Origin of the sequence: Pelomonas dachongensis, assembly GCF_043555865.1 — a bacterium.
GTDB lineage: Bacteria > Pseudomonadota > Gammaproteobacteria > Burkholderiales > Burkholderiaceae_C > Pelomonas > Pelomonas dachongensis.
In genome coordinates this window covers 96881-121223 of the sequence record NZ_JBIGHY010000003.1, presented here as the reverse complement: position 1 = coordinate 121223, position 24343 = coordinate 96881, and the positions used below count along the sequence as shown (strand labels likewise).

Here is a 24343-nt window from a genome sequence, read left to right as displayed (position 1 = left end):
ACTCGCACGATTCGAAAACGATGTTGGCGGGCTCCCGGTGGCCGATCAAGCGGGGAGCGGTACGGTCTTCAACGGAAGGCCACACAAGCGCCGATCCAATGATCGCAACTCACGAAAGTTGATATGCAAAAGTATTTGATCAAGGGTGCGTTGGCTCTCGCGAGCGCTGCCATCTGCGGCAGCGTCTGGGCTGCTCCGGCGACCATCGCCATCGGTTTCGAAAACCCGGCCAACGCAGGCAGCGTCTATTTTGGAGGAGACACCTTCACCGACACGGGCTTCAAGTTCTCGGCGGTGGACCCCAACGGCGCCGGCTTCGTAGGCGCCACCATCAACGGCCTGGCCCCGGCGGATTCCTCGGCCTGTTCCCTGTCGATCTGCCCGAGCGCCAGCTCCAGCTACTACGGCGTACTCAATGACGGCAGCGTGCGCATGGAGCGCGGTGACGGCGGCAGCTTCCGCCTGGCCGGCTTCGACGCCGGCTTCATCGCCGAATTCCTGGATGGCAGCCTGTTCGGTCCCGGCCTCGGCCAGCTGATCGTGAACGGCGGCACCGGCGCGGGCATGATGACCGAGACCTTTGTTCTCGACGGCTTGCTGAATGACGGCACCACGGCCTTCGCCCACTTCGACTTCAGCTCGGCCTTCTCCGACATGGCCTTCACCGAGGTCTCCTTCACGGCCTGCCTCTGGGACGCCGGTAGCTGCACGGCTGGCGCCAGCTTTAACCTGGCCAAGTTCGGCCTGGACAACATCGCGGTGATCCCCGAGCCGGGCAGCTATGCGCTGGTCGGCCTCGGCCTGCTGGCCGCCGCCGGTGCTCGCCGCCGCCGCAACGTCTGAAGCCACGAACGTCGAAGGAATCGCCATGATGAAGCGTACCCAGGCCCAATGGGCTGTGATGGCCATGCTGGCCGGCATGACTGCCGCCGCAGCGGCGCAGGAAGCCCGCAACCCTTACATCGTCCAGCTGATGGACGCGCCGACCGCGTCCTACAGCGGCGGCGTCGCCGGCCTCGCGGCCACCAAGCCAGCGCCCGGTTCGCGGCTGAATGTCAGCGCGCAGAACGTCCAGAACTACATCAGCTACATCGAGTCGCGTCAGGACAAGGTGCTGGCCGACGTGTCCAGCGCCCCGGTGCTGCACCGCTACACGCTGGCCTTCAACGGCTTCGCGGCGATGCTGACCGACGCCGAGGTCCGCAAGCTGAAGAACGACCCGACCGTGGCCAACATCGAGGCCGACGTGCCGCGCGAACTGGACACGAACTACACACCGGCCATGTTGGGCCTGAACGCGCCTGGCGGCCTGTGGTCGCAGCTCGGCGGCCAGACCGCCGCCGGCGAAGACATTGTCATCGGCGTGATCGACAGCGGCGTCTGGCCAGAGAACCCCTCCTTCGCCGACAAAGTGGACGCGCAGGGCCGCGCCACGCACGACGCGTCGGGCACCCTGGCCTATGGTCCGCCCCCTGCGGGCTGGAACGGCACCTGCGAGACTGGCCCCGCCTTCACGGCCGATCACTGCAACAACAAGCTGATCGGCGCACGCTTCATCGGCACGACCTTCCTGCAGCAGATCGCGCTGTCGGGCCAGTCGCTGCACCCGGCCGAGTTCCTGTCGCCGCGCGACAACGGCGGCCATGGCACGCACACGGCCTCCACGGCCGGCGGCAACGGCAACGTCACCAGCATCATGGACAACGGCACAGTGCCCGTGCCCGGCATCTCGGGCATGGCGCCGCGCGCCCGACTGGCTGTCTACAAGATCTGCTTCACGCGCAGCAACCCGGCCACCACCGTGCCGGATCCGCGCTGGCCCAACTACCAGAACGGTTGTTACGGCTCCGACGCCATCAAGGCCATCGAATGGGCCATCCATGACGGCGTGAACGTGCTGAACTACTCGATCAGCGGCTCCACGACCAACATCGCTGACACCACCGACGTCGCCTTCAAGGCCGCAGTCGACGCCGGCATCTTCGTCGCCTCCTCGGCCGGCAACAGCGGCCCCGGCAACACGGTGGCCCACTTGGCGCCGTGGATGACGACGGTGGGCAACGCCACGCACGACCGCCTGTTCACCGGCGATGTGGTGCTGGGCAACGGCACCACGGTGGCGGGTGCCTCGTCCAACCCCGGCACCGCCTCCGCGCCGCTGATCCGCGCAGTGGACGCCGGCGTGTCCGGCCTGTCCGCGGGCGATACCAGCCTGCTGGCCCAGTGCTTCGGCACAGCTGATGCGAACGCGGCCATCAACCAGCCCGGCGTCGGCGTCATCAGTTGGACCACGAAGGCCCTGCTCGACCCGGCCAAAGTGGCTGGCAAGATCGTCGTCTGCGACCGCGGCAACAACGTGCTGGTCAACAAGAGCGCTAACGCCAAGGCGGCCGGCGCTGCAGGCGTGGTCATCGCCAACGTGCCTGCATTCGCCAACACGATCATCAATCAGGCGCACACCCTCTCCACCGTGCACGTGACCACCGCCAACGGCGACGTGATCAAGTCGTACATCGCCAGCAACCCTGCTGGTACGGCCTCGCTGGGCAACCTGCAGGCCATCCAGGACACAACGGTCGCGGCTCCGGCTATGAGCGACTCGTCTTCGCGCGGTCCCAATCAGGGCAACCTGAACCTGCTGAAGCCGGACATCGCGGCGCCGGGCTCCGCCATCCTCGCGGCGTACACCCCCGACTACACGATTGCCGAGCACGACGCGATGATCGCCACGGGCCAGGTCGGCCGGCCGAACTACGCGCTGCTGTCCGGCACGTCCATGTCCAGCCCGCACATCGCCGGCATCGCCGCGCTGCTGATGCACAAGTACCCGAGCTGGTCGCCCGCCGCGATCCGCTCCGCGATGATGACCTCGACCAAGAGCGTCTTCAACACGCTGACCGGCGTCCAGCAGGGCGCACTGCCCTGGGGGCAGGGTGCAGGCTTCGTGCAGCCCAACGGCGCAGCCAACCCGGGCCTGGTCTACGACATCACGACGCAGGACTACAACAAGTTCCTGTGCGGCGTCGGCGCGGCCGGCGTGGCCGGGCCTGGCACGCTGCAACCGGCCATCAACTGCGCGACCACCGGCTCGCTCACCGCTACGGACCTGAACCTGCCGAGCTATCACGTTTCCTCCGTGCTTGGCACGCACGTCTTCAACCGCAAGGTGACCAACGTGTCCGGCGTGCCGTCCACCTACACCGGGACGGCGACCATCCCGGGCTTCAACGCCGAGGTGATCCCGAGCTCGCTGACGCTGGCGCCGGGCGAGACCAAGGCCTTCCAGGTCAAGCTGACCCGTACGACCGCGACGAACAACGCCTGGAACTTCGGTCAAGTCGTGCTCAACGACGGCACGCACCTCGTGCGCAGTCCTCTGGTTGCCCGCGCCAACCTGCTGACCGCCCCCGCGGCGCTGAGCAGCGCGGCCGTCACGGGCAATAAGGTCTTCCCGCTCGGCACCGGCTTCGACGGCGCCATGGGGGCGATCAAGGGCTTCAAGGCGTCCACGGTGTCCAGCCGCACCACCACCGGCATCAACCAAGGCTCGACCGCAGCGGTCACTGCGGCCTGCAATGCGGCCACGCCCGGCGCCAACACCGGTGCTGTCACCCGCACCGACGTGGTGGTGCCTGCAGGCACGATGGTGGCGCGCTTTGCCATCTACTCGCAGGACACCTCGGGCTATGCCGCGGGCCAGTACGACGACCTGGATCTGCTGCTGGTCAACAGCGCCGGCACGGCGCTGGCGCTCAGCGGCAACTCGGGCAGCGACGAATGGGTGCAACTGAGCACCCCGGCCGCGGGCACCTATCGCGTCTGCGTGATCGCTTATCAGAATGCGGCTGGCGCCACGTCGACCGCGCACAAGCTGCACCAGTGGGTGGTGGCCCCGAATGACACGGTCGGCAATTTCACCGTGGCGCTGCCCAGCCGGGCCTACGCCGGTCGCACCGCGTCGGCGGGCATGAGCTGGTCCAACCTGACCCCGGGCCAACGCTACTTCGGCATGGCGTCGTACACCGTCGGCGGCAACGCGGCCGGTGCGAGCACGACGATCGCTGTCGAGCCAGGCGCGCTGCCGGTGGCGGCTGCCTCGATCACGGTCGGCAAGGGCGCCGCGCTGTCGGAGTAAAACGGAACTCGTCCGCAAGGGCGATGCGCGCGAGCGCATCGCCCTTTTTTGTGGTTCGATCGTTGCTGGGGTCTGCCCCTCAGCGCGCCGCGTTGGCCGCCGCAGCCTCGCGCAGCACGCAGCGGCGTGCTTCGCAGCGGGCGCCGGGATCGTTCACGACGGCGCAGTTGGACATCATGCCGGAGCGCGCGATCTCTGCTGCCTCCGCCTGCGACTGCCGCTGGGCCAGCTCGCGCACGCGCGCCTCGTCGGTGGCGACGCTGGACCACGCCCAGTAGCCGCCGGGGCCGCCGCAGGCCTTGGCACCCACCGCGACGGTGTGGCACTGCGAGTCTGACGTGCAGGCCGCGGGTCCGATGAGGGCTTGCATCTCGCGGGCGAGACGGGCCGCTGGCGGCGCGGCGGTGGACGCCGCAGGGGCAGAGGGCGCCGTAGGCGTCTGGGCACAGCTGCTCAGGGCAGCCGAGGCCACGAGCAGGGCAAGCAGGTGGTGAGGTTTCATGGGCGGATGGTCGGCGGGTGCGGCGGGCTTGGCAACAACTAGGATGCTTCCATGCGTTTGCTGCCCTTGCTGATGTGCGCGCTGGCTGCCCCGGCGCTGGCCAACGGCAGTTGCCAGCCCGACCCCGAGTCCGCCCTGCGTGCGCTGAACGCATTGCGGGCGAAACCGCAGTGGTGCGGCGAGATCCTCTGGCCCGCCGTCCAGGCGCTGCGCTGGCAGCCGTTGCTGGCTGCGTCGACGTGGCGCTACGCCGGCGAACTCGCCGCCCGCGATCGGCTCGACCATTCTGGGGCAGGGGGCGCATCGCTGCGCGCCCGGCTGCGCGAGGCCGGCTACGTGATGCGTGTGGCGGGCGAGAACTTGGCCGGCGGCCCGGAGACGCTGGACGAAGCGCTGGCGCAGTGGCTGACCAGCCCGGCACATTGCGAGAACCTGATGGCGGCCGATTTCGAGGAGGTCGGCCTGGCCTGCGTCAGCGGGCCGGGCAAGCTGCAGCGCTACTGGGTGCTTGAGCTCGCCGCGCCGGCAGCACTCAGATCCACCCCAGGTCGATAGCGCGCAGCACCGCCTGCGTGCGGTCGCGCACGCCCATCTTGGAGAAGATGGCCGAGCAGTGGTTCTTGATGACGCCCTCGCTGTTGCCCAGCAGGGCCGCGATCTCGGTGTTGCTGCGGCCACTGGCCACCAGGCGCAGCACCTGCAGTTCCTTCGGCGACAGCGGGTCGGGATGGTCGGCTGCGGTGAATGCGCGTTCGCCGCCCTTGGCCTCCATGCGCGTTGTCAGGGACGGCCGCAGCGCGGTGCCTCCAGCGTGCACGTCGCGCAGCGCCTGCGCCAGCGTCTCGGGGCGGATGGCCTTCAGCAGGAACCCTTTGGCCCCGGCGCGCGCGGCCTCGTCGAAGGCGGCGGTGTCGTCGAAGGTGGTCAGCAGCACGACCGGCAGGCGCAGCGCGCGGGCGGCGAGTGCGCGGATCAGCCCGATGCCGTCCAGCCGCGGCATGCGCATATCGGACAGGATCACGTCGGGCATGTCGTCGGCCCGGTCGCCGGACGAGATGGCGGTCAGCCATTCCAGCGCCTCGGCGCCGTCGTTGGCCTCGCCCACCACTTGCAGGTCATCGTGCAGCGCCAGCAGGCCCTTCAGGCCTTCGCGCACCAGTTGCTGGTCTTCGACCAGCAGGATCTTGATCACACCCATCGCGGACATCTCAGCTCGATTCGAAAGCCCGGGCTGGTGCGCGTCACGCGCATCTGCCCCCCCAGTTCGGTCATGCGCTCGGCCATGCCCGACAAACCGTTGCCAAAGCGCTCGGCCCGGCCCGGCTGCCACCCCGGCGCGCCCCGCCCATCATCGTCGATGCTGACGCAGACATCGTCGCCCTCGCCGCGCAGTTCCACGTGCACGCGGCGTGCGCCGGCGTGTCGCACGCTGTTGGTGACGGCTTCCTGCACGCAGCGCAGCAGCGCATGCGCGGCGCGCGGTCCGAGGTCGCGCGCGGCGTTGTCCAGCGTCAGTGCGATGCGCGTGCTGGCGATGCCCTCGGCGAGTGCGTGAAGTGCGGCCGACAAGTCGATGCGCTGCGAGCTGCGCTGCTGCGAGACGGACTCGCGCACGTCGGCCAGCAGCTGCGCGGCGACGTGCTGCGCGCGGTCCAGCGCCTGCCCGGCGCCGCCGGCATCGGCGCGGGCCAGCAGCGCGTTGCCCAGTTGCAGCTGCAGGTTCAGCGCGGTCAGGTGGTGGCCCATCAGGTCGTGCAGTTCGCGCGCGATCTCCATGCGTTCGCTGTAGCGCATCTGCTCGGCCAGCAGGTGCTCGCCGGCCATCTGCTCGGCCAGCACGGCCTGCAGCCAGCGGCGCTTCTCGGCCTCGGCAGCGGCCATGCGGCCCAGTCCGAAGGCAAGGCCGTGCAGTGCCACCATGGATGACAAGAGCCCCAGCTGATCGAGCCACGCGGTGGCCTGCGGCGCGGCGTAGATGCCGGTGTTCAGCAGCACCTGCGCGAAACCGAAGCCCAGCGCCATGCGCGCCGGCAGCAGCACGGCGGCCAGCGCGGTGACGAGGAAGGGCAGGGCGGGTGTCACGCCGAAGGCCAGCAGATCCACCAGCAACAGCCAGGCCAGGCGCCGGTTCACGGCCACACCCTGCGAGCCCTGGCTGGCCAGCCGCCAGATCAGCGCGACGAAGCTCAGCAGCAGCGCGACGCAGACCAGCAGCAGGCCGCGGTCGCTGGCGCTGCCGCCGGCCGCGCGCCAGACCCAGGCGACCAGGCCGTCATACGGCTCGGTGCGGGCGCCCAGCAGCGCCGCGCCGGCGCTGACCAGCTCCATCGCGCAGACCACCAGCGCGGCCAGCCGCAGCACCACGCCAGGTTCGGCGAGGCGGGCCAGCAGGCGGTCGAAACGATTCATGGGCGCGCATTGTGATGCGCGCCAGCGCCCGTTCAGGTCAGGCCGGCAGCGCCGCGGCGATGACGCCGCCTCCCAGGCACACGTCGCCGTCGTAGACCACGGCGCTTTGGCCCGGGGTGACGGCCCATTGCGGGTCGGGGAAGCGCAGCGCCAGCCGGCCTTGGGCGTCGAAGGCCACGCTACACGGCGCATCGGCCTGGCGGTAGCGCGTCTTGGCCGCCGCCATGCCGGTCACGGGCGGTCGGCCGGCGACCCAGCTCAGGTCGTCCGCCACCAGCGCGGGGCTCAGCAGCAGCGGGTGGTCGTGGCCTTGCACGGCGATCAGCGTGTTGCGCTCGATGTCCTTGGCCGCGACGAACCAGGGTTCGTGCTCGCCGCCACCGCGCGCAGCGCCCTTGTCCTTCAAGCCGCCGATGCCCAGGCCCTGGCGCTGTCCCAGCGTGTAGAACGACAGGCCCACGTGCTCGCCCAGCTTGCGGCCGCGCTCGTCCTTGATGGGGCCGGGCTGATGCGACAGGTACTGGTTCAGGAACTCGCGGAACGGCCGTTCGCCGATGAAGCAGATGCCGGTCGAGTCCTTCTTCTTCGCGTTCGGCAGGCCGATCTCGTCCGCGATGCGGCGCACCTCGGTCTTGGGCAGATGCCCCACCGGGAACATCGCCTTGCTGATCTGCGCCTGGCTCAGCCGGTGCAGGAAGTAGCTCTGGTCCTTCAGCGGGTCCAGCCCCTTCAGCAGTTGGAACTCGCCGTCGACCTCACGCACGCGGGCGTAGTGACCGGTCGCGATCTTCTCGGCGCCCAGCCGCATCGCGTGGTCCAGGAAGGCCTTGAACTTGATCTCGGCGTTGCACAGCACGTCGGGGTTGGGCGTGCGGCCGGCCTGGTACTCGCGCAGGAACTCGGCGAAAACGCGGTCCTTGTATTCGGCCGCGAAGTTGACGTGCTCGATCTCGATGCCCAGCACGTCGGCGACCGACGCCGCGTCCAGGAAGTCCTGCCGCGTGGAGCAGTACTCGTCGTTGTCGTCGTCCTCCCAGTTCTTCATGAAGATGGCGACGACTTCGTGGCCTTGCTGCTTCAGCAGATGGGCGGTGACGGCCGAGTCGACGCCGCCGGACAGGCCGACGACGACACGGAGCGTTTTCAGGGAACTCATGGGCCCGATTGTCCCAAAGCGCCCTTCAACCCCGCCCGAACAGGCTTTCTGCGCGCTGGTATAGAACCCAGCTGGTGGCGATGTACTTGTCGCCGCCCCGTGGACGGTTGCCGCGGTGCGTGTGCGTGAAGCCGCCTGGCGCGATCAACAGGCTGCCGGTGCGAGGCGCAATCCTGCGGCCCTGGTAAAGAAACTCGGTCTCGCCCGCCTCGAAGTCATCGTTCAGGTAGACCGTCCACAGCACGGCGCGGTGCAGCGCCTCGCCCTGGTCGAGCCGGGGGTACTGCTCGCAGTGCCAGTAAGGGTAGCCGCCCTGGTCCGCCAGGTAGCGCTGCAGGTTGATCGCGCCGGGACGGAAGACCTTGGCGATCAGTCCCATCAGGTGATCGTCGTCCAGGGCGGCAACACCGTCGGCGTCCAGCAGCGCGGTGCTGCCGTCGGGCTGGTTCATCTGCAGTTTCAACGGCGCCAGCGCGAGGTGCGCATAGCGGCGCAGGTAGTGCTTGAAGCCGGCGATGACCGTTTGGTTGAGCTGCGTGCAGGCATCCGCCCACTCGGGATGGCGGCTGATGGCGATGTCCCAGCTGTCCTTCATGCTGACGTCCACACCGCTGCCGGTCTCGCCGCGCTGCACGTGCTTGCTGGCCTGGAAGCGTTCGATCAGCGCCTTACACGCCTCGGGAGTCAGGGCCTGGTCATAGACCTCGATGAAGTCGGAACTTGTCACCATGGCGCGGGATTCTCAGCCCTTTGTCAGCGGAGCCTGCAGCGACCCATGCGCGAACACCGCCTGCAGCGGCAGCCGCCGCCCGGCCGCGTGGTCGCGCACGCATTGCAGCACCAGCGGGCTGCGGTGGCGGTCTGCGCAGGCGGCCAGTTCGGACTCGGTCAGCCACAGCGTGCGGCGGATGCCGTCGTCCAGCGCGCGGCCGGCGATCTGCTCGCCCACCGAGCCGGTGAAGGCCAGCCGGACGTAGGTGACATCCTCGGAGCGCGCCGGCCGCAGGAAGCGCGCGAGATAGACCCCCAGGAAGGCCTCGGGCACGAAGTGGCGCGCAGTCTCTTCCAGCGCCTCGCGCACGACGGCCTCGATCGGCCCCTCGCCCAGCTCCACATGGCCCGCGGGGTTGTTCAGCATCAGGCCCTCGGCCGTCTCCTCCTCGACCAGCAGATAGCGGCCCTCGCGCGCCACCACCGCGGCCACGGTGACGCTGGGGCGGAATCGTTCTGTGGCGGACATGCTTCTTCCTCTCGAATTCCCGCACGGGGCTGAGGCATGCATTGTGTAAGCTGCCGCGCAACCCCTGCCCTCTGGAGGAGCGCATGCAGATAGGTGTCCCGCGCGAACGCGCGGCTGGTGAGACCCGCGTGGCCGTCACGCCCGAGACGGCCAAGAAGCTGAAGGCCGCCGGGCACGCGCTTCGCATCGAATCGGGCGCGGGCGTGGCGGCCAGCGTCACCGACGCGGCCTACGAGGCCGTGGGCTGCGAGATCGTCGACCAGGCCGCAGCGCTGGCCAGCGAGCTGGTGCTGAAGGTGCGTGCACCCGGCGCCGACGAGCTGGCGCTGATGAAGCCGGGTGGCGCGCTGGTCGGCATGTTGAACCCGTTTGACCGCGACGGCCTGAACGCCATCGCGGCTGCCGGTCTGACCAGCTTCTCGCTCGAAGCCGCGCCGCGCACGACGCGGGCGCAGAGCATGGACGTGCTGAGCAGCCAGGCCAACATCGCCGGCTACAAGGCCGTGATGATCGCGGCCGACAAGTACCAGCGCTTCTTCCCCATGCTGATGACGGCCGCCGGCACCGTGAAGGCAGCGCGCGTGGTCATCCTGGGCGTCGGCGTGGCGGGCCTGCAGGCCATTGCGACGGCGAAGCGGCTGGGCGCCGTCATCGAGGCCAGCGACGTGCGGCCCTCGGTGAAAGAGCAGGTCGAGTCGCTGGGCGCCAAGTTCATCGAGGTGCCTTACGAGACGGCCGAGGAAAAGGAAGCGGCCGAGGGCGTGGGCGGCTATGCGCGGCCCATGCCGCCCAGCTGGCTGGAGCGGCAGAAGGTGGAGGTGGCCAAGCGCGTGGCCGCGGCAGACATCGTCATCACGACCGCGCTGATTCCTGGCCGCGCGGCGCCGGTGCTGGTCACCGAGGACATGGTCAAGGCCATGAAGCCGGGTTCGGTCATCGTCGACATCGCGGCGCCAGCGGGCGGCAACTGCCCGCTGACGGAGGCCGGCAAGACGGTCGTGAAGCACGGCGTGACCCTGGTCGGCGAGACCAACCTGCCGGCGCTGGTGGCGGCCGACGCGTCCGCGCTCTACGCGCGCAACGTGCTGGACTTCCTGAAGCTCGTCATCACCAAGGAAGGCACGTTCACCGTGCCGCTGGATGACGACATCGTCGCGGCCTGCCGCGTCACGCAAGACGGCCAGGTCACACGGAGCTGAGCATGGAAATCGTCGACCACACCATCATCAATCTCATCATCTTCGTGCTGGCCATCTACGTGGGCTACCACGTCGTCTGGACGGTGACACCCGCGCTGCACACGCCGCTGATGGCGGTGACGAACGCAATCTCGGCCATCGTCATCGTCGGCGCCATGCTGGCGGCGGCGTTGACCGAGACGCCGTTGGCCAAGGGCATGGGCGTGCTGGCGGTCGCCCTGGCGGCGGTGAACATCTTCGGCGGCTTCCTCGTCACGCGGCGGATGCTGGAGATGTTCAAGACGAAGGAAAAGAAGGCCACCGTTTCTGGATCGGCGGAGGGCAAGTCATGAGCATGAACCTGGTCACGCTGTTGTACCTGCTCGCCAGCGTCTGCTTCATCCAGGCACTGAAGGGCTTGTCGCACCCGACGACGTCGATCCGCGGCAATCTGTTTGGCATGGTGGGCATGGCCATCGCCGCGTTCACGACGGCCGCGCTCATCGTCAAGCTGGCCGACTCCGCCGCGGGCCTGGGCTGGGTGCTGCTGGGCCTGGTCGTCGGCGGCGGCTTCGGCGCGTGGAAGGCGAAGACGGTCGAGATGACCAAGATGCCCGAGCTGGTCGCCTTCTTCCACAGCATGATCGGCCTGGCGGCGGTTGCCATCGCGGCGGCGGCGGCCTATGAGCCCTGGGCGTTCCAGATCACCGTCAAAGGCGGCGACATCCCGGGCGGCAACCGCATCGAGTTGGCGCTGGGCGCCTTCATCGGCGCGGTTACCTTTACCGGCTCCGTCATCGCCTGGGGCAAGCTGTCCGGCGGCAGCAAGTTCCGGTTGTTCCAGGGCGCGCCGGTGCAGTTCAAGGGCCAGCATGCGCTGAACGCCATGCTGGGCCTGGCGGCAGCCTTCTTCGTGTTCGGCTTCTGGCACAGCCAGAGCCAGATGGACTTCTGGATCGTCGTCGCGCTGGGCTTCGTGCTGGGCGTGACGCTGATCATCCCCATCGGCGGCGCTGACATGCCGGTGGTGGTGTCCATGCTGAACAGCTACTCCGGCTGGGCGGCGGCGGGCATCGGCTTTTCACTGAACAACAGCATGCTCATCATTGCCGGCTCGCTGGTGGGCAGCTCGGGCGCGATCCTGAGCTACATCATGTGCAAGGCGATGAACCGCTCGTTCTTCAGCGTCATCCTGGGCGGGTTCGGCGGCGATGCCGCGACCGCGGCGTCGGGTGGTGGCGCGCAGCGCAACGTCAAGAGCGGCAGCGCCGACGACGCGGCCTTCGTGATCGGCAACGCCGAGAGCGTTGTCATCGTGCCGGGCTACGGCCTGGCCGTGGCGCGCGCCCAGCATGCCGTGAAGGAACTGGCCGCCAAGCTCACTGAGAAGGGCATCACCGTCAAGTACGCCATCCACCCGGTGGCCGGCCGCATGCCCGGCCACATGAACGTGCTGCTGGCCGAGGCCGAGGTGCCTTACGACCAGGTCTTCGAGATGGAGGACATCAACGGCGAGTTCGGTCAGGTCGACGTGGCCATCATCCTGGGCGCCAACGACGTCGTGAACCCGGCCGCGCATGTGAAGGGCAGCGCCATCTACGGCATGCCCATTCTTGAGGCCTACAAGGCCAAGACCATCATCGTCAACAAGCGCTCCATGGCCGCCGGCTACGCGGGCCTGGACAACGAGCTGTTCTACATGGACAAGACCATGATGGTGTTCGGCGATGCAAAGAAGGTGGTGGAGGACATGCTGAAGGCGGTGGACTGATCCCCGCGGCGGTGCGCTCGGCTGGGGCGCGCTATCGAATCCCCTGATCGGTGCACTGTCAGCGATGGGTCAGAATCACCCCCATCTAAAGGAGACAAGGGCATGGAGCCGATCTGGCTGAAGCAATACCCGGCCGAGGTGCCGCGCGACGTCGACACGTCCGTCTACCCCAGCCTCGTCGACCTGCTCGACACCGGCTTCAAGAAGCATGGCGACAAGGCCGCCTACCTGATGATGGGCAAGAGCATCAGCTTCGCCCAGGTCGATGAAGCCTCGCGCGCGCTGGCCGCCTATCTGCAGGGACTGGGGCTGGAGAAGGGCGATCGCGTCGCGCTGATGATGCCCAACCTGTTCCAGTACCCGGTGGCCGTTGCGGCCGTGTTGCGCGCGGGCTATGTGGTCGTCAACGTGAATCCGCTGTACACCCCGCGTGAGCTGGAACACCAGCTGAAGGACTCGGGCGCCAAGGTCATCATCATCATCGAGAACTTTGCCTCGGTGCTGCAGCAGGTTATCCAGAACGTGCCGACCAAGCACGTCGTCCTGGCCGCCATGGGCGACATGCTGGGCCTGCTGAAGGGCAGCATCGTCAACTACGTGGTGCGCAACGTGCGCAAGATGGTGCCGGCGTTCGAGCTGCCCGGCGCCGTGCGCTTCAACGACGCGCTGTCCCAGGGCCGCGGCAAGAGCTACAAGGCGCCCAAGCTGGGCCCTGACGACATCGCCGTGCTGCAGTACACCGGCGGCACCACCGGCGTGTCCAAGGGTGCGGTGCTGCTGCACCGCAACCTGGTCGCCAACATCCTGCAGAACGAGGCCTGGTACCAGCCGGCGCTGAAGAAGATCCCGAAGGGCGAGCAGATCGTCACCATCTGCGCGCTGCCGCTGTATCACATCTTCGGCTTCAACGCGAACATGATGCTGTCCATGCACATGGGCGGCGCCAACGTGCTGATCCCGAATCCGCGCGACCTGCCGGCCATGTTCAAAGAGCTGAAGGGCCACAGCTTCCACAGCTTCCCGGCGGTCAACACGCTGTTCATGGCGATGGCCAACCACCCCGACTTCAACTCGGTGGACTGGAGCAAGCTGGTCATCTCGGTGGGCGGCGGCATGGCCGTGCTGCAGGCGACGGCCAAGCTGTGGTTGGAGAAGACGGGCTGCCCCATTGTCGAGGGCTACGGCCTGTCCGAGACCTCACCCACCGCCACCTGCAACCCCACCGACAGCACGGCCTACAGCGGCACCATCGGCCTGCCGCTGCCGCTGACCGAGCTGAAGCTTCTGGACGACGATGGCAACGAGGTGCCCGCGGGCCAGCCCGGCGAGATCGCCATCAGGGGCCCGCAGGTCATGGCCGGCTACTGGCAGCGCCCCGACGAGACGGCCAAGGTCATGACGGCCGACGGTTTCTTCCGCAGCGGCGACATCGGCACCGTCGACGAACGCGGTTACTTCAAGATCGTTGATCGCAAGAAGGACATGATCCTCGTCAGCGGTTTCAATGTGTATCCGAACGAGGTCGAGGACGTGCTGACGCAGATGCCCGGCGTACTCGAATGCGCGGCCGTGGGCGTGCCCGATGCGAAGGCTGGCGAGGCGGTGAAGGTCGTCATCGTGAAGAAAGACCCGAATCTGAGCGAGGCCGATGTGCGGGCTTACTGCGAAGCCAACCTGACGGGCTACAAACGCCCCCGAGTCGTCGAATTCCGTACCGACCTGCCCAAGACGCCGGTGGGCAAGATCCTGCGACGCGAACTGCGGGACAAGGCCTGATGACCGGCCTTCTCCGTGACCGCACGCAGGCGGTGATCGTTCCAGGATGTGACCGTCAATACCGTGCTTGAACTGCTGCATTCCAAGACCGAGGCCGGCCGCGCCGAAATCCGGGCGCGGGCGCTGCCGCTGTCGCGCGCGGCGCGCAACCTGCTGCTCGTGCTGGACGCGAGCAAGCCGCTGGGTGAATGGCTGCGCCTGGTGACAGGCGCCACGCCGGAGGACCTGCAGGCGCTGCGTGAGCACGGGCTGATTGCTCCGCAAGGCTCGGCAGGTCTGGCGCCCGCGCCGGCGGCATCGGCGGCTGCGTCACCGGTCCCGCCTGCCGCTGCGCCTGCGACGGCGCCCGCCCCGGCGCCGGCGCTGCTGAACGACCGCGCGGCGCTGTACAGCTACCTCAGCGGTGAAGCGCCACGACTGTTGGGCACGATGAAGGGCTACCTGTTCGCGCTTGAAGTCGAGAAGGCCGACAGCCTGCCGGCCCTGCAGACGCTGGCACAGAACCTGGTCGAGCGCGTGCAGAAGGCCAAGGGCGACGAAGCGGCTGCGGCGGTGCGCTTCGCGCTGGGGCTGGGCCTGCGCTGATCGGTGACACTGGCGGACCCGTCCGCCACGTTTGCCACGTCCGTCCGCCTTGCCCCGCTTCTACGTCGACACCCCACTCGCCGCGCCCGGTGAACTTGCCTTGCCGCCCGGTGCGGCCCGCCACGTGCAGGTGCTTCGCCTGCAACCGGGCGACGCGCTGACGCTGTTCGACGGCAGCGGCCCCGAATGGCAGGCCGAGGTCACGGCGATGGGCCGCAGCGAGGTGCGCGTGAACCTGCTGCACGCCGCGCAGCCGCAGCGCGAACTGCGCTGCGCGGTGACGCTGGCCGTCGTGATGCCGGCCAACGATCGCATGGACTTCCTCGTCGAGAAGGCAACCGAGCTGGGCGCCGTGGCACTGCAGCCGCTGGTGGCTGAGCGCTCCGTGCTGCGCTTGAGCGGCGAGCGGGCCGACAAGAAGCGCACGCACTGGCAGGGCGTGGCCATCGCGGCGGCCGAGCAGAGTGGCCGCACGGTGCCGACGCGCATCGAGCCCGTGCTGCCGCTGTCGACCTGGCTGGGAGCGCTGCCGGCGGCCTACGACGAGTGGCGTGGCCTGCTGAGCCCGCGTGCCGCGCAGCCGCTCGCGGCGTTCCCGCAGCAGCGGGCGCTGTTCCTCAGCGGCCCCGAGGGCGGCCTCAGCGAGGCCGAGGAGGACGCGGCGCGCGCCCGCGGCTTCGCGGCGATCAGCCTGGGCCCGCGCATCCTGCGCGCCGACACGGCGCCGCTGGCCGTGCTTTCCTGGATCGCGCTGGCGTGAACCGCAAGCTCGCGCTGCTGGTGCTGGCCCAGGGCCTGTTCCTGACCAACAACGTCTGCCTGATCGCCATCAACGGACTGGTCGGCCTGGCGCTCGCGCCGCAGGCGTGGATGGCCACGCTGCCCATCTGCGCCTACGTGGCCGGCGGCGCGCTGACCGCGCGACTGGTGGGGCGGCACCAGCTGCGCTTCGGCCGGCGGCTCGGTTTCCAGATCGGCCTGCTGGTGGCCATCGCCAGCTCCGCGATGGCGCTGTGGAGCGTGCTTCACCAGCAGTTCTGGGGCGTCGTCGCGGCGACGCTGCTGGGCGGGTACTACAGCGCCAACGCAGCTTTGTACCGCTTCGCCGCGACTGAGGTTGTCGCGCCGGCCAGGCGTGAGGCCGCCATCTCCTGGGTGCTGGGCGGCGGTTGTCTGGGTGCTTTCCTCGGGCCGCTGCTGGCGCGCGAAAGCCAGAACCTGCTGACGGCGCCGTTCGCCGGCGCGTACCTGCTGCTGATCGTGATCGCCGTGGTGGGCCTGGGGCTGATCTCGCTGATCGACTTCCCGCCGCTGCCCCGGCCGGCGGCTGGTGCGGGCGGCCGCTCGGGTGCCGCGCTGGTGCGTCAGCCCGTCTTCCTCGTCGCCATGGCCGCCAGTGCGCTCGGTTACGGCGTCATGAGCCTGTTGATGGCCGCCACGCCCATCGCGATGGGCCAGTGCGGCCTGCCATTCTCGGACGCCGGCCTGGTGCTGCAGTGGCATGTGCTGGGCATGTTCGTGCCCAGCTTCTTCACCGGGCCGCTGATCAAGCGCATCGGCGTGCAGCCCGTGCTGTGGATGGGCGTGGCGCTGAACGTCGGCTGCGTGGCGTTTGCGCTGTCAGGGCAGGACCGCGACCACTTCCTCGGCGCGCTGCTGTTGCTGGGGGTGGGCTGGAACTTCCTCTACATCGGCGGCACGACGCTGTTCACGCAGGCTTATCGCCCCGAGGAGAAGACGCGCGCGCAAGGCCTGATGGACACAGGCGTCTACACGGTGATGACGCTGACCTCGTTCTCGTCCGGCGCGCTGGTGACGACGGGCGGCTGGCAGTGGATGAACCTGGCCAGCCTGGTGCCCATCGCGCTGTGCGCGGTGGCGCTGGTGTTCCTCGCGGTGCGTCAGCGCGCCCCGTCGTCGGCCTGAATTTCAGCCTGCGCGTCGCCCGCCGGTTTGCGCGCCGAGCCCTTGATGAGGTCGAAACGGAACAGCCGGCATTCGATCGGGCCGTTCCACATCGGCACGCGGCGCGCCTCCTTCAGCCGCATCTTGCTGGGCAGTTTCATGTCCGGACTCAGCATCCAGGCGGTCCAGCCGGCCGGGTTCTCGGTGTACTGGCGCTTCCAGTGCGCGGCCAGGCGCGGGAAGAAGTCGTCACCCGCGTCCAATTCCTCGGAACCGCGTGCGTCACGTGACATGGCCGCCTTGCCGCGCACCTCGATGCGCTCGCCGTAGGGCGGGTTCATGACGATGCTGCCGGGCATGCCGTCGGGCAGCTGCGGCGCCGGGCGCTCCAGCGCATCGCCGCCGTTGAACTGGATGTACTGGGCCACGCCCGCCCGCTCGGCGTTGCGGCGCGCGAAGTCGACCATGCGGAAGGCCACGTCGCTGGCGTAGATGGGCACGGCGGGCGGGTGGATGCGTGCGCGGGCCGCCTGCGCCATCTCGCCCCAGGCGGCCTTCAGCGCGGGCGTGGAGAAAGGGATCTGCCGCTCGAACGCGAAGCGGCGCAGCAGGCCGGGCGCGGAGTCGCAGGCAATCAGCGCGGCTTCGATGGGGATGGTGCCGGAGCCGCAGCAGGGGTCGTGCAGCGCGCTGTCACCGCGCCAGCCAGCAGCGGCCAGCATCGCGGCAGCCAGCGTCTCCTTCAGCGGCGCATCGCCCTTGTCGACACGCCAGCCGCGCTTGAACAGCGGCTCGCCGGAGGTGTCGACGTACAGGGCCGCGCGCTCGGGGCCGACGTGCAGCAGCACGGGCAGGTCGGGCGAGTGCGTGTCCACGCTGGGGCGCTCGCCGGTGAATTCGCGCAGCTGGTCGCAGATCGCGTCCTTGATGCGCAGCGTCGTGAAGTTCAGGCTCTTCAGCGGCGAGCGCTGCGCGATGGTGTCGACGCGGATGGTCTCGCGCGGCGTGATCCAGTCGCGCCAGTCGACGCGGCGGGCCAGCGCGTACAGGTCCTCCTCGTGGCGGTAGGGCCCTTCGATCAGCTCGATGAGCACGCGCTGCGCGAGCCGGCTCTCAAGGTTGATGCGCATCACGTCTTCCAGCCCGCCGACCAGGCCGCAGCCGCCGCGCAGCGGTTCCACCTTGCTGCGTACGCCGGGCGGCAGGAAGCGTTTGAGCTCCTCCTCCAGCAGCGGTTCGACGCCACCGGGGCAGGACACGAAAAGGGATAACTTGTTGGGCAGGCTCACCGCGCGATTGTCGCCGGCCATAAACTGGACAGCGTTATCCAAAGACCGAGACAAGCCATGAAGCGATTCGTCCTGACCCTGGCCTTCCTGTTCGGCGCCGTCCAGGCGCAGGCCGCCGACCCGGCGCCGGCCTACCCGGCACACACCATCCCGAACTCGCTGCTGCGTGCGCTGCCCAAGAATGCCGATGGCCGCAGCTACCAGCTCCACATCCACCTGCCAGGATCGTTCGCCAAGGAGCCCAAGCGCCGTTATCCGGTGCTGTACGTGACCGACGGCTACTGGGACTTCGCGACCGTCGTCGCCTCGTACAACAACCTGGCCTACGACCAGGTGGTGCCCGAGTTCATCGTGGTCGGCCTGGGCTACGCGGGTGACAACCTGGACTACGGCTCGCTGCGGCGCTGGGAGCTGTCCCCTGTGGCGATGGGCGAGGGCTCCGGCCAGGCGGACAAGTTCCTCGCCGCGCTGGAGCGCGAGATCTTCCCGCTGCTGGAGCGTGAGTACCGCGCCGACCCCGCGCAGCGCTACCTGGCAGGCAGCTCGCTGGGCGGCCTGTTCACGCTGCATGCGATGTATGCCAAGCCGGATCTGTTCAAGGGCTACATCGCCGCCAGCCCCGCGGTCGTCGCCGGCAACGACTGGATCATCGGCCAGGCCAAGGCCCACGCCGAGACCGGCAAGCCCATCAAGGCGCGGTTGTACGTGACCGGTGCTGAGCACGAGTGGCCCGCCTTCCTGGCCGGCATCAAGCGCTATCAGGCGCTGCTGCCGGCGCTGAAGCATCCCGAACTGGTCTACCAAAACCGCACCATCGACGGCGAGCGGCACGCCGGCACGAAGGCGGAGAGCTACACGCGCGGCATGCGCTTCCTGTTCGAGCCGCTGGCGCCCGAGAAAGGGCCGTCCAAGGACTGATCGGCGGGCCGCGACCGGGGTCGTCGCATCGAGAAAGTAGACTGCCCCGCGATGTCCCTCCTGCTTCTCCTCACATTGCCGTTTCTGGGCAGTGCGGTCGCCGCGCTGCTGCCGACGAACGCTCGCAACGTCGAGTCGTTGTGGGCCGGCTTCATCGCTCTGGCGCTGATCATTCCGCTGGCGCTGCTGTACCCGGACGTGAGCGGCGGCGCGGTCGTCTCCGAGAGGCTGGCCTGGCTGCCGTCGCTGGGCGTGGACATCGTTGTGCGGCTGGACGGTTTCGCGTGGATGTTCGCGATGCTGGTCAGCGCCATGGGCCTGCTGGTCATCATCTATGCGCGCTACTACCTGTCGCCGGACGACCCCGCCGCGCGCTTTTACTCGCTGCTGCTGGGCTTCATGGGCGCCATGCTGGGCGTGGTGGTGTCGGGCAATCTGGTGCAGCTGGTGGTGTTCTGGGAGCTGACCAGCGTCTTCTCCTTCCTGCTGATCGGCTACTGGACGCACCGCAAGGACGCGCGCCGCGGCGCCCGCATGGCCTTCACCGTCACGGCCACGGGCGGGCTGGCACTGCTGGCCGGTGTGCTGGTGCTGGGGTACATCGTCGGCAGCTTCGAGCTGGATGCCGTGCTGGCCGCCGGCGACGTGGTGCGCGCGCATGCGCTGTACCCGTTGGCGCTGACGCTGGTGCTGCTGGGCGCGCTGACCAAGAGCGCGCAGTTCCCGTTCCACTTCTGGCTGCCACACGCGATGGCGGCGCCCACGCCGGTATCCGCCTACCTGCACTCGGCCACGATGGTGAAGGCCGGCGTGTTCCTGCTGGCGCGGCTGTGGCCGGTGCTGGCGGGTACGGACGAATGGTTCTGGATCGTCGGCGGCGCGGGCCTGGCGACGCTGCTGCTGGGCAGCTATGTGGCCATGTTCCAGAACGACCTGAAGGGGCTGCTGGCGTATTCGACGATCAGCCATTTGGGCCTCATCACGCTGCTGCTGGGCCTCAACAGTCCCGTCGCGGCTGTGGCGGCGGTCTTTCACATGATGAACCACGCGACCTTCAAGGCGTCGCTGTTCATGTCGGTGGGCATCATCGACCACGAGACCGGCACGCGCGACATGCGCCGGCTGGACGGCCTGTACCGCTTCATGCCCTTCACCGGCACGCTGGCCATCGTGGCCTGCGCCGCGATGGCCGGCGTGCCGCTGCTGAACGGCTTCCTGTCCAAGGAGATGTTCTTCGCCGAGACCGTGTTCGTCAGTGCGCATCCCGCCATCGAGTACGGCCTGCCGGCCGCGGCCACGCTGGCCGGCATCTTCGCGGTCGTCTACTCGCTGCGTTTCGGGCACGACGTGTTCTTCGGCAACCCGCCGGTGAACTGCCCGCGCCAGCCGCACGAGCCGACACACTGGATGCGCGTGCCGGTTGAACTGCTGGTGCTGGCCTGCGTCGTCGTCGGCACGCTGCCGGGCTGGTCGGTCGGGTCGCTGCTGCAAACCGCTGCGCGGCCCGTGGTCGGGGGCACGCTGCCCGACTACAGCCTCGCGCTGTGGCACGGCTTCAACACGCCGCTGATGATGAGCTTGGTGGCGATGGCCGGCGGGCTGCTGATCTACCTGCGCTTTGCGGCCCGCTTCAAGACGCTGCGCGGCACGCCGCTGCTGAGCGGCCTGGACGGCAAGCGGCTGTTCGAGCAAGCAATGGCGCTGGCGTCCGACAGCGCGCGCCGCCTGACATGGCGGCTCAGCACGCGCCGGCTGCAGCCGCAGCTGTTCGCGATGCTGCTGATCGCCACGCTGGCGGGCGTCGCCTCGTCGCTGATCGTGCCGCTGAGCTGGGGCGACCGCGCGCGCGTGCCGGCCACGCCCGAGTTCGTGCTTCTGTGGATCGTGGCCGGCGCCTGCGCGCTCGGCGCGGCCTACCAGGCCAAGTTCCACCGCCTCGCCGCGCTGACCATGCTGGGTATCGTCGGCCTGGCGCTGTGCATCACCTTCGCGTGGTTCTCGGCGCCCGACCTGGCGCTGACGCAACTGTCCGTGGAGGTGGTAACGCTGGTGCTGTTCCTGCTGGGCCTGCGCTGGCTGCCGCAGCGCCTGGAGACCGGCGAGGCGCGCGTGCTGGAGCGCAACCGCTGGCGCCGCCGCCGCGATCTGACGCTGGCCGTGCTGATCGGCGCCGGGCTGTCCGCGCTGTCGTACGCGCTGCTGACGCGGCACGCGCCGCTGTCCATCTCGCCGTTCTTCCTTGACCGCGCGCTGCCCGAGGGCGGGGGCACGAACGTCGTCAACGTGATGCTGGTGGACTTCCGCGCGTTCGACACGCTGGGCGAGATCACCGTGCTGAGCATCGTCGGCCTGACGGTCTACGCGCTGCTGCGCCGCTTCCGCCCGGCGCGCGAGACGGTCAGCCAGACGGCCCAGCAGCAGGTCGCCGCCGGCGCCGACCTGACGGACCCCGATGCCGACGGCGATGATTTCCTGCCGCCCTACCTGGAGGTGCCGGCCGTGCTGGTGCGGCTGCTGCTGCCGGTGGCCGGGCTGTTCGCCTTCCACCTGTTCATGCGTGGCCACAACGAGCCGGGCGGAGGCTTCGTCGCCGGGCTGGTGCTGGCCATTGCGTTCATCGCGCAGTACATGGTGAGCGGCACGCGCTGGGTGGAGGCGCGCATGGAGCTGATGCCCACGCGCTGGATCGCCGTGGGCCTGCTGGTGGCGCTGGCCACCGGTGCGGGCGCCCTGGCACTGGGCCATCCGTTCCTGACCACCCACACCGCGCACGTCATGTGGCCGCTGGTGGGCGAGGTGCACCTGCCCACGGCCGCGTTGTTCGACCTCGGCGTCTTCGCGGTGGTGGTGGGCTCCACGCTGCTGCTGCTGACCGCCATTGCGCACCAGTCCTTGCGCGCCCGCCGCCGGCAGCCGCTGGCGGCGCCCCTTGAAGAAGCAGGAGCGCCCTGATGGAAATCGTCGTCTCGCTTGCCATCGGCGTGCTCGCCGGCGCCGGGGTGTGGCTGGTGCTGCGGCCACGGACCTTCCAGGTGCTGATCGGCCTGTCGCTGCTGTCCTATGCCATCAACTTCTTCATCTTCAGCGTCGGCAGCTTGGCCATCGGCCGCGAGCCCATCGTGCGTCCGGGCCTCGCGCCGGACCTCGTCAACTACAGCGACCCGCTTCCGCAGTCGCTGGTGCTGACGGCCATCGTCATCGGCTTCGCCACCACGGCGCTGTTCCTGGTCGTGCTGCTGGCGCTGCGCGGCCTGTCCGGCGGCGACCATGTGGACGGCCAGGAGGAGGCGCCTTGATCGCGCTCGAACACCTGCTGGTGCTGCCGGTGCTGCTGCCGCTGGGTACGGCGGCACTGATGCTGCTGGGCGACCGCTACCGCGGGTTCAAGGCCATCGTCAGCGTGGTGTCGGCGTCGCTGGGCCTGGCCATCGCGGTCGCGTTGCTGCAGGGCGTGGACGCGCGTGGGCCGGCGGCCTTCGGCATCTACTTGCCGGGCAACTGGTCGGTGCCATTCGGCATCGTGCTCGTGGCGGACCGCCTGTCCGCGCTGATGGTGGTGCTGACCGGCGCGGTGGGGTTGGCCGCCGCGCTGTACGCGCTGGCGCGCTGGCAGCAGGCCGGCGTGTACTTCCACGTGCTGTTCCAGCTGCAGCTGATGGGCCTGTACGGCGCGTTCCTGACGGCGGACCTGTTCAACCTGTTCGTGTTCTTCGAGGTGCTGCTGGCCGCCAGCTACGGCCTGCTGCTGCACGGCGGCGGCGCGCCGCGCGTGCGCGCCGGGTTGCACTACATCGCCATCAACCTGGTCGCGTCGCTGCTGTTCCTCGTCGGCGTGGCGGTGCTGTACGGCGTGACTGGCACGCTGAACATGGCCGACATCGCGCAGAAGCTGCCCCTGGTGCCCGAGAGTGACCGCGGCCTGCTGCACGCCGGTGCGGCCATTCTGGCCATCGCCTTCCTTGCCAAGGCAGCGCTGTGGCCGCTGAACTCGTGGCTGCCGCCGGCCTACGGCGCGGCCAGCGCGCCCGCGGCGGCCGTGTTCGCCATCCTCACCAAGGTGGGCGTGTACGCGCTGCTGCGGCTGTGGACGCTGTGCTTCCCGGCCGGCGCCGGCGCATCGGCCGGGTTCGGCGGCGAGGTGCTCATCTGGGGCGGCATTGCCACGCTGGGCTTCGGCGCGTTGGGCATGCTGGCGTCGCAGCAACTGGCGCGGCTGGCGGGGTTCAGCGTCATCGCGTCATCCGGCACGCTGATCGCCACCATCGGCTTCGACGCGCCGGCGCTCAGCAGCGGTGCGCTGTTCTACCTCGGCAGCTCCACGCTGGCCGGCTGCGCGCTGTTCCTGCTGGTGGAACTGCTGGAGCGGGCGCGGCAGGTGGAGGTCGGTGCGCCCGAGATCGATGACGGCAACGGCGCGCTGCCCAGCTTCATCGACGCCGATGTGCCCAGCGGCGTCAACCTCGACGATGACCAGCAGGCGCTGATCGGCCGCGCCATTCCGGCCGCGCTGGCCTTCCTGGGCGTGACGTTCACCTTCTGCGCGATGGTGACCGCCGGGCTGCCGCCGCTGTCCGGCTTCGTCGCCAAGCTCGCCATGCTGACCGCGCTGATCGACCTGCGCAGCACGGCGGCGTGGACGCTGTTCGTGTTGTTGATCGTGTCGGGCCTGTGCGGGGCGGTGTCGCTGATGCGGGTGGGCATGCGCCACTTCTGGGCCGCCGACCGGCCGCCGCCGCGGCTGCGCGTCATCGAGACGCTGCCCGTTGCCGGCCTGCTGGCCGGTGCGGTGGCGATGGTGCTGCATGCCGGACCGGTGCTGGAGTACACGCGCGCGTCAGCCGACGCGCTGCACGCGCCGGAGCTGTACATCGATGCCGTGATGGGCGCGCAGCCGGTGGTGCGCGCGTCGGGAGGCACGCCGTGAACCGCTGGCTGCCCGCCCCCTGGCTGTCGCTGGCGCTGTTTGCCGGCTGGATGCTGCTGACGCGCAGCTTCAGCGCCGGGCAGGCGCTGGTCGGCGTCGTCGCCGCGCTCGCCATTCCGCTCCTGCTGGCGCCGCTGCGCCCGCGGCCCCCGCGCATGAAGCACCTGTCCGTGCTGGTGCGGCTGGTGCTGCGGGTCGGGCGCGATGTCGTGCGCTCCGGCCTGCAGGTGGCCCTGGGTGTCATGCGCGCTCGCTCACGTCCGCCACGCGGCACCTTCGTCGTCGTGCCGCTGGACCTGCGCGACGCCCATGCACTGGCCGCGCTGGCGATGATCACGGCCGTCATTCCCGGCAGCGTCTGGAGCGAACTGGCCGCCGACCGCAGCGCGCTGATGATCCACATCTTCGACCTGGACGACGAAGCCGCCTTCATCGCGCACTTCAAGGCCGACTACGAACAACCGCTGAAGGAGATCTTTGAATGAGCGCAGCGCCGAGCCGCCCCAAGCCAGCTCGCTGCCGCTGTGGGCGGCAGGCCGCAGGCCGGAGGGAGCA

General features: G+C 69.1%; 22 protein-coding genes. 15 read left to right on the top strand and 7 right to left on the bottom strand.

The window, feature by feature from the left end:
- The first annotated feature begins 123 nt into the window (after positions 1-123).
- Together ACG02S_RS09810 and ACG02S_RS09805 are read left to right on the top strand one after the other, a co-directional pair.
- A complete protein-coding gene (locus ACG02S_RS09810) occupies positions 124-843 on the top strand; it encodes an NF038120 family PEP-CTERM protein (protein ID WP_394470272.1) in 720 nt (239 codons plus the stop codon).
- A 25-nt stretch (positions 844-868) separates the two neighbouring features.
- A complete protein-coding gene (locus ACG02S_RS09805) occupies positions 869-4135 on the top strand; it encodes a S8 family peptidase (RefSeq protein WP_394470271.1) in 3267 nt (1088 codons plus the stop codon).
- A gap of 79 nt (positions 4136-4214) precedes the next feature.
- On the opposite strand, the gene ACG02S_RS09800 is transcribed toward ACG02S_RS09805, so the two are convergent.
- Complete coding sequence (locus tag ACG02S_RS09800; protein WP_394470270.1) at positions 4215-4637, bottom strand: hypothetical protein; 423 nt, start codon at positions 4635-4637, stop codon at positions 4215-4217.
- 51 nt (positions 4638-4688) lie between these two features.
- Between ACG02S_RS09800 and ACG02S_RS09795 the strand changes: the two genes are divergently transcribed.
- Entirely contained in the window at positions 4689-5192 is a 504-nt protein-coding gene (locus ACG02S_RS09795; RefSeq protein WP_394470269.1) for a CAP domain-containing protein, read from the top strand.
- On the opposite strand, the gene ACG02S_RS09790 is transcribed toward ACG02S_RS09795, so the two are convergent.
- The 5 genes from ACG02S_RS09790 to ACG02S_RS09770 are packed head-to-tail and all read right to left on the bottom strand — an operon-like array spanning position 5170 to position 9442.
- Positions 5170-5844 (bottom strand): response regulator transcription factor, encoded by a 675-nt coding sequence (locus tag ACG02S_RS09790; protein ID WP_394470268.1) that lies wholly within the window; start codon positions 5842-5844, stop codon positions 5170-5172. The two genes, ACG02S_RS09795 and ACG02S_RS09790, sit on opposite strands and share 23 nt — an antisense overlap.
- Positions 5826-7046 carry a sensor histidine kinase gene (locus ACG02S_RS09785; RefSeq protein WP_394470267.1) on the bottom strand — a complete coding sequence of 407 codons (1221 nt, stop codon included), beginning with the start codon at positions 7044-7046 and terminating at the stop codon, positions 5826-5828. Before ACG02S_RS09785 ends, ACG02S_RS09790 begins: the two co-directional genes overlap by 19 nt.
- A gap of 37 nt (positions 7047-7083) precedes the next feature.
- Entirely contained in the window at positions 7084-8202 is a 1119-nt protein-coding gene (mnmA, locus tag ACG02S_RS09780) for a tRNA 2-thiouridine(34) synthase MnmA (RefSeq protein ID WP_394470266.1), read from the bottom strand.
- 25 nt (positions 8203-8227) lie between these two features.
- Positions 8228-8932: a 2OG-Fe(II) oxygenase gene (locus tag ACG02S_RS09775; RefSeq protein WP_394470265.1), complete on the bottom strand. Its 705-nt coding sequence runs from the start codon at positions 8930-8932 to the stop codon at positions 8228-8230.
- 12 nt (positions 8933-8944) lie between these two features.
- Positions 8945-9442, bottom strand: coding sequence for an NUDIX hydrolase (locus ACG02S_RS09770; RefSeq protein ID WP_394470264.1), 498 nt, complete (start codon positions 9440-9442; stop codon positions 8945-8947).
- A gap of 83 nt (positions 9443-9525) precedes the next feature.
- On the opposite strand from ACG02S_RS09770, the gene ACG02S_RS09765 reads away from it, so the two are divergent.
- From ACG02S_RS09765 to ACG02S_RS09735, 7 genes are all read left to right on the top strand, one after another.
- On the top strand, positions 9526-10641 hold the full coding sequence (locus ACG02S_RS09765; protein ID WP_394470263.1) for a Re/Si-specific NAD(P)(+) transhydrogenase subunit alpha: 1116 nt from the start codon (positions 9526-9528) through the stop codon (positions 10639-10641).
- A 2-nt stretch (positions 10642-10643) separates the two neighbouring features.
- Positions 10644-10973 carry an NAD(P) transhydrogenase subunit alpha part 2 gene (locus ACG02S_RS09760; protein WP_394470262.1) on the top strand — a complete coding sequence of 110 codons (330 nt, stop codon included), beginning with the start codon at positions 10644-10646 and terminating at the stop codon, positions 10971-10973.
- On the top strand, positions 10970-12391 hold the full coding sequence (locus tag ACG02S_RS09755; protein WP_394470261.1) for an NAD(P)(+) transhydrogenase (Re/Si-specific) subunit beta: 1422 nt from the start codon (positions 10970-10972) through the stop codon (positions 12389-12391). Before ACG02S_RS09760 ends, ACG02S_RS09755 begins: the two co-directional genes overlap by 4 nt.
- Positions 12392-12493: 102 nt before the next feature.
- On the top strand, positions 12494-14167 hold the full coding sequence (locus ACG02S_RS09750) for a long-chain-fatty-acid--CoA ligase (protein ID WP_394470260.1): 1674 nt from the start codon (positions 12494-12496) through the stop codon (positions 14165-14167).
- Between the two features lie 63 nt (positions 14168-14230).
- Positions 14231-14752 carry a hypothetical protein gene (locus ACG02S_RS09745; RefSeq protein WP_394470259.1) on the top strand — a complete coding sequence of 174 codons (522 nt, stop codon included), beginning with the start codon at positions 14231-14233 and terminating at the stop codon, positions 14750-14752.
- Between the two features lie 49 nt (positions 14753-14801).
- Positions 14802-15512 carry a 16S rRNA (uracil(1498)-N(3))-methyltransferase gene (locus tag ACG02S_RS09740; RefSeq protein ID WP_394470258.1) on the top strand — a complete coding sequence of 237 codons (711 nt, stop codon included), beginning with the start codon at positions 14802-14804 and terminating at the stop codon, positions 15510-15512.
- Positions 15509-16678 (top strand): MFS transporter, encoded by a 1170-nt coding sequence (locus tag ACG02S_RS09735; protein ID WP_394470257.1) that lies wholly within the window; start codon positions 15509-15511, stop codon positions 16676-16678. Before ACG02S_RS09740 ends, ACG02S_RS09735 begins: the two co-directional genes overlap by 4 nt.
- Here the strand turns inward: ACG02S_RS09735 and ACG02S_RS09730 are convergent.
- Positions 16654-17967: a THUMP domain-containing class I SAM-dependent RNA methyltransferase gene (locus ACG02S_RS09730; protein ID WP_394470256.1), complete on the bottom strand. Its 1314-nt coding sequence runs from the start codon at positions 17965-17967 to the stop codon at positions 16654-16656. The two genes, ACG02S_RS09735 and ACG02S_RS09730, sit on opposite strands and share 25 nt — an antisense overlap.
- A 36-nt stretch (positions 17968-18003) precedes the next feature.
- Between ACG02S_RS09730 and ACG02S_RS09725 the strand changes: the two genes are divergently transcribed.
- Genes ACG02S_RS09725 through ACG02S_RS09705 form a run of 5 tightly spaced genes read left to right on the top strand, consistent with a single transcriptional unit; the run spans position 18004 to position 24273 of the window.
- Positions 18004-18864 (top strand): alpha/beta hydrolase, encoded by an 861-nt coding sequence (locus ACG02S_RS09725; protein ID WP_394470255.1) that lies wholly within the window; start codon positions 18004-18006, stop codon positions 18862-18864.
- A gap of 51 nt (positions 18865-18915) precedes the next feature.
- Positions 18916-21816: a monovalent cation/H+ antiporter subunit A gene (locus tag ACG02S_RS09720; protein WP_394470254.1), complete on the top strand. Its 2901-nt coding sequence runs from the start codon at positions 18916-18918 to the stop codon at positions 21814-21816.
- Positions 21816-22160, top strand: coding sequence for a Na+/H+ antiporter subunit C (locus tag ACG02S_RS09715; RefSeq protein WP_394470253.1), 345 nt, complete (start codon positions 21816-21818; stop codon positions 22158-22160). The genes ACG02S_RS09720 and ACG02S_RS09715 overlap by 1 nt, the downstream gene beginning before the upstream one ends.
- Positions 22157-23788 carry a monovalent cation/H+ antiporter subunit D gene (locus tag ACG02S_RS09710; protein WP_394470252.1) on the top strand — a complete coding sequence of 544 codons (1632 nt, stop codon included), beginning with the start codon at positions 22157-22159 and terminating at the stop codon, positions 23786-23788. The genes ACG02S_RS09715 and ACG02S_RS09710 overlap by 4 nt, the downstream gene beginning before the upstream one ends.
- Positions 23785-24273, top strand: coding sequence for a Na+/H+ antiporter subunit E (locus ACG02S_RS09705; RefSeq protein ID WP_394470251.1), 489 nt, complete (start codon positions 23785-23787; stop codon positions 24271-24273). The genes ACG02S_RS09710 and ACG02S_RS09705 overlap by 4 nt, the downstream gene beginning before the upstream one ends.
- Positions 24274-24343: the final 70 nt, after the last annotated feature.

Bases quoted from the DNA above. Each gene is read 5' to 3' on its own strand.
- ACG02S_RS09810 (WP_394470272.1), top strand. From the start codon at position 124: ATGCAAAAGTATTTGATCAAGGGTGCGTTGGCTCTCGCGAGCGCTGCC.
- ACG02S_RS09805 (WP_394470271.1), top strand. From the start codon at position 869: ATGATGAAGCGTACCCAGGCCCAATGGGCTGTGATGGCCATGCTGGCC.
- ACG02S_RS09800 (WP_394470270.1), bottom strand. From the start codon at position 4,637: ATGAAACCTCACCACCTGCTTGCCCTGCTCGTGGCCTCGGCTGCCCTG.
- ACG02S_RS09795 (WP_394470269.1), top strand. From the start codon at position 4,689: ATGCGTTTGCTGCCCTTGCTGATGTGCGCGCTGGCTGCCCCGGCGCTG.
- ACG02S_RS09790 (WP_394470268.1), bottom strand. From the start codon at position 5,844: ATGTCCGCGATGGGTGTGATCAAGATCCTGCTGGTCGAAGACCAGCAA.
- ACG02S_RS09785 (WP_394470267.1), bottom strand. From the start codon at position 7,046: ATGAATCGTTTCGACCGCCTGCTGGCCCGCCTCGCCGAACCTGGCGTG.
- mnmA (WP_394470266.1), bottom strand. From the start codon at position 8,202: ATGAGTTCCCTGAAAACGCTCCGTGTCGTCGTCGGCCTGTCCGGCGGC.
- ACG02S_RS09775 (WP_394470265.1), bottom strand. From the start codon at position 8,932: ATGGTGACAAGTTCCGACTTCATCGAGGTCTATGACCAGGCCCTGACT.
- ACG02S_RS09770 (WP_394470264.1), bottom strand. From the start codon at position 9,442: ATGTCCGCCACAGAACGATTCCGCCCCAGCGTCACCGTGGCCGCGGTG.
- ACG02S_RS09765 (WP_394470263.1), top strand. From the start codon at position 9,526: ATGCAGATAGGTGTCCCGCGCGAACGCGCGGCTGGTGAGACCCGCGTG.
- ACG02S_RS09760 (WP_394470262.1), top strand. From the start codon at position 10,644: ATGGAAATCGTCGACCACACCATCATCAATCTCATCATCTTCGTGCTG.
- ACG02S_RS09755 (WP_394470261.1), top strand. From the start codon at position 10,970: ATGAGCATGAACCTGGTCACGCTGTTGTACCTGCTCGCCAGCGTCTGC.
- ACG02S_RS09750 (WP_394470260.1), top strand. From the start codon at position 12,494: ATGGAGCCGATCTGGCTGAAGCAATACCCGGCCGAGGTGCCGCGCGAC.
- ACG02S_RS09730 (WP_394470256.1), bottom strand. From the start codon at position 17,967: ATGGCCGGCGACAATCGCGCGGTGAGCCTGCCCAACAAGTTATCCCTT.
- ACG02S_RS09725 (WP_394470255.1), top strand. From the start codon at position 18,004: ATGAAGCGATTCGTCCTGACCCTGGCCTTCCTGTTCGGCGCCGTCCAG.
- ACG02S_RS09720 (WP_394470254.1), top strand. From the start codon at position 18,916: ATGTCCCTCCTGCTTCTCCTCACATTGCCGTTTCTGGGCAGTGCGGTC.
- ACG02S_RS09715 (WP_394470253.1), top strand. From the start codon at position 21,816: ATGGAAATCGTCGTCTCGCTTGCCATCGGCGTGCTCGCCGGCGCCGGG.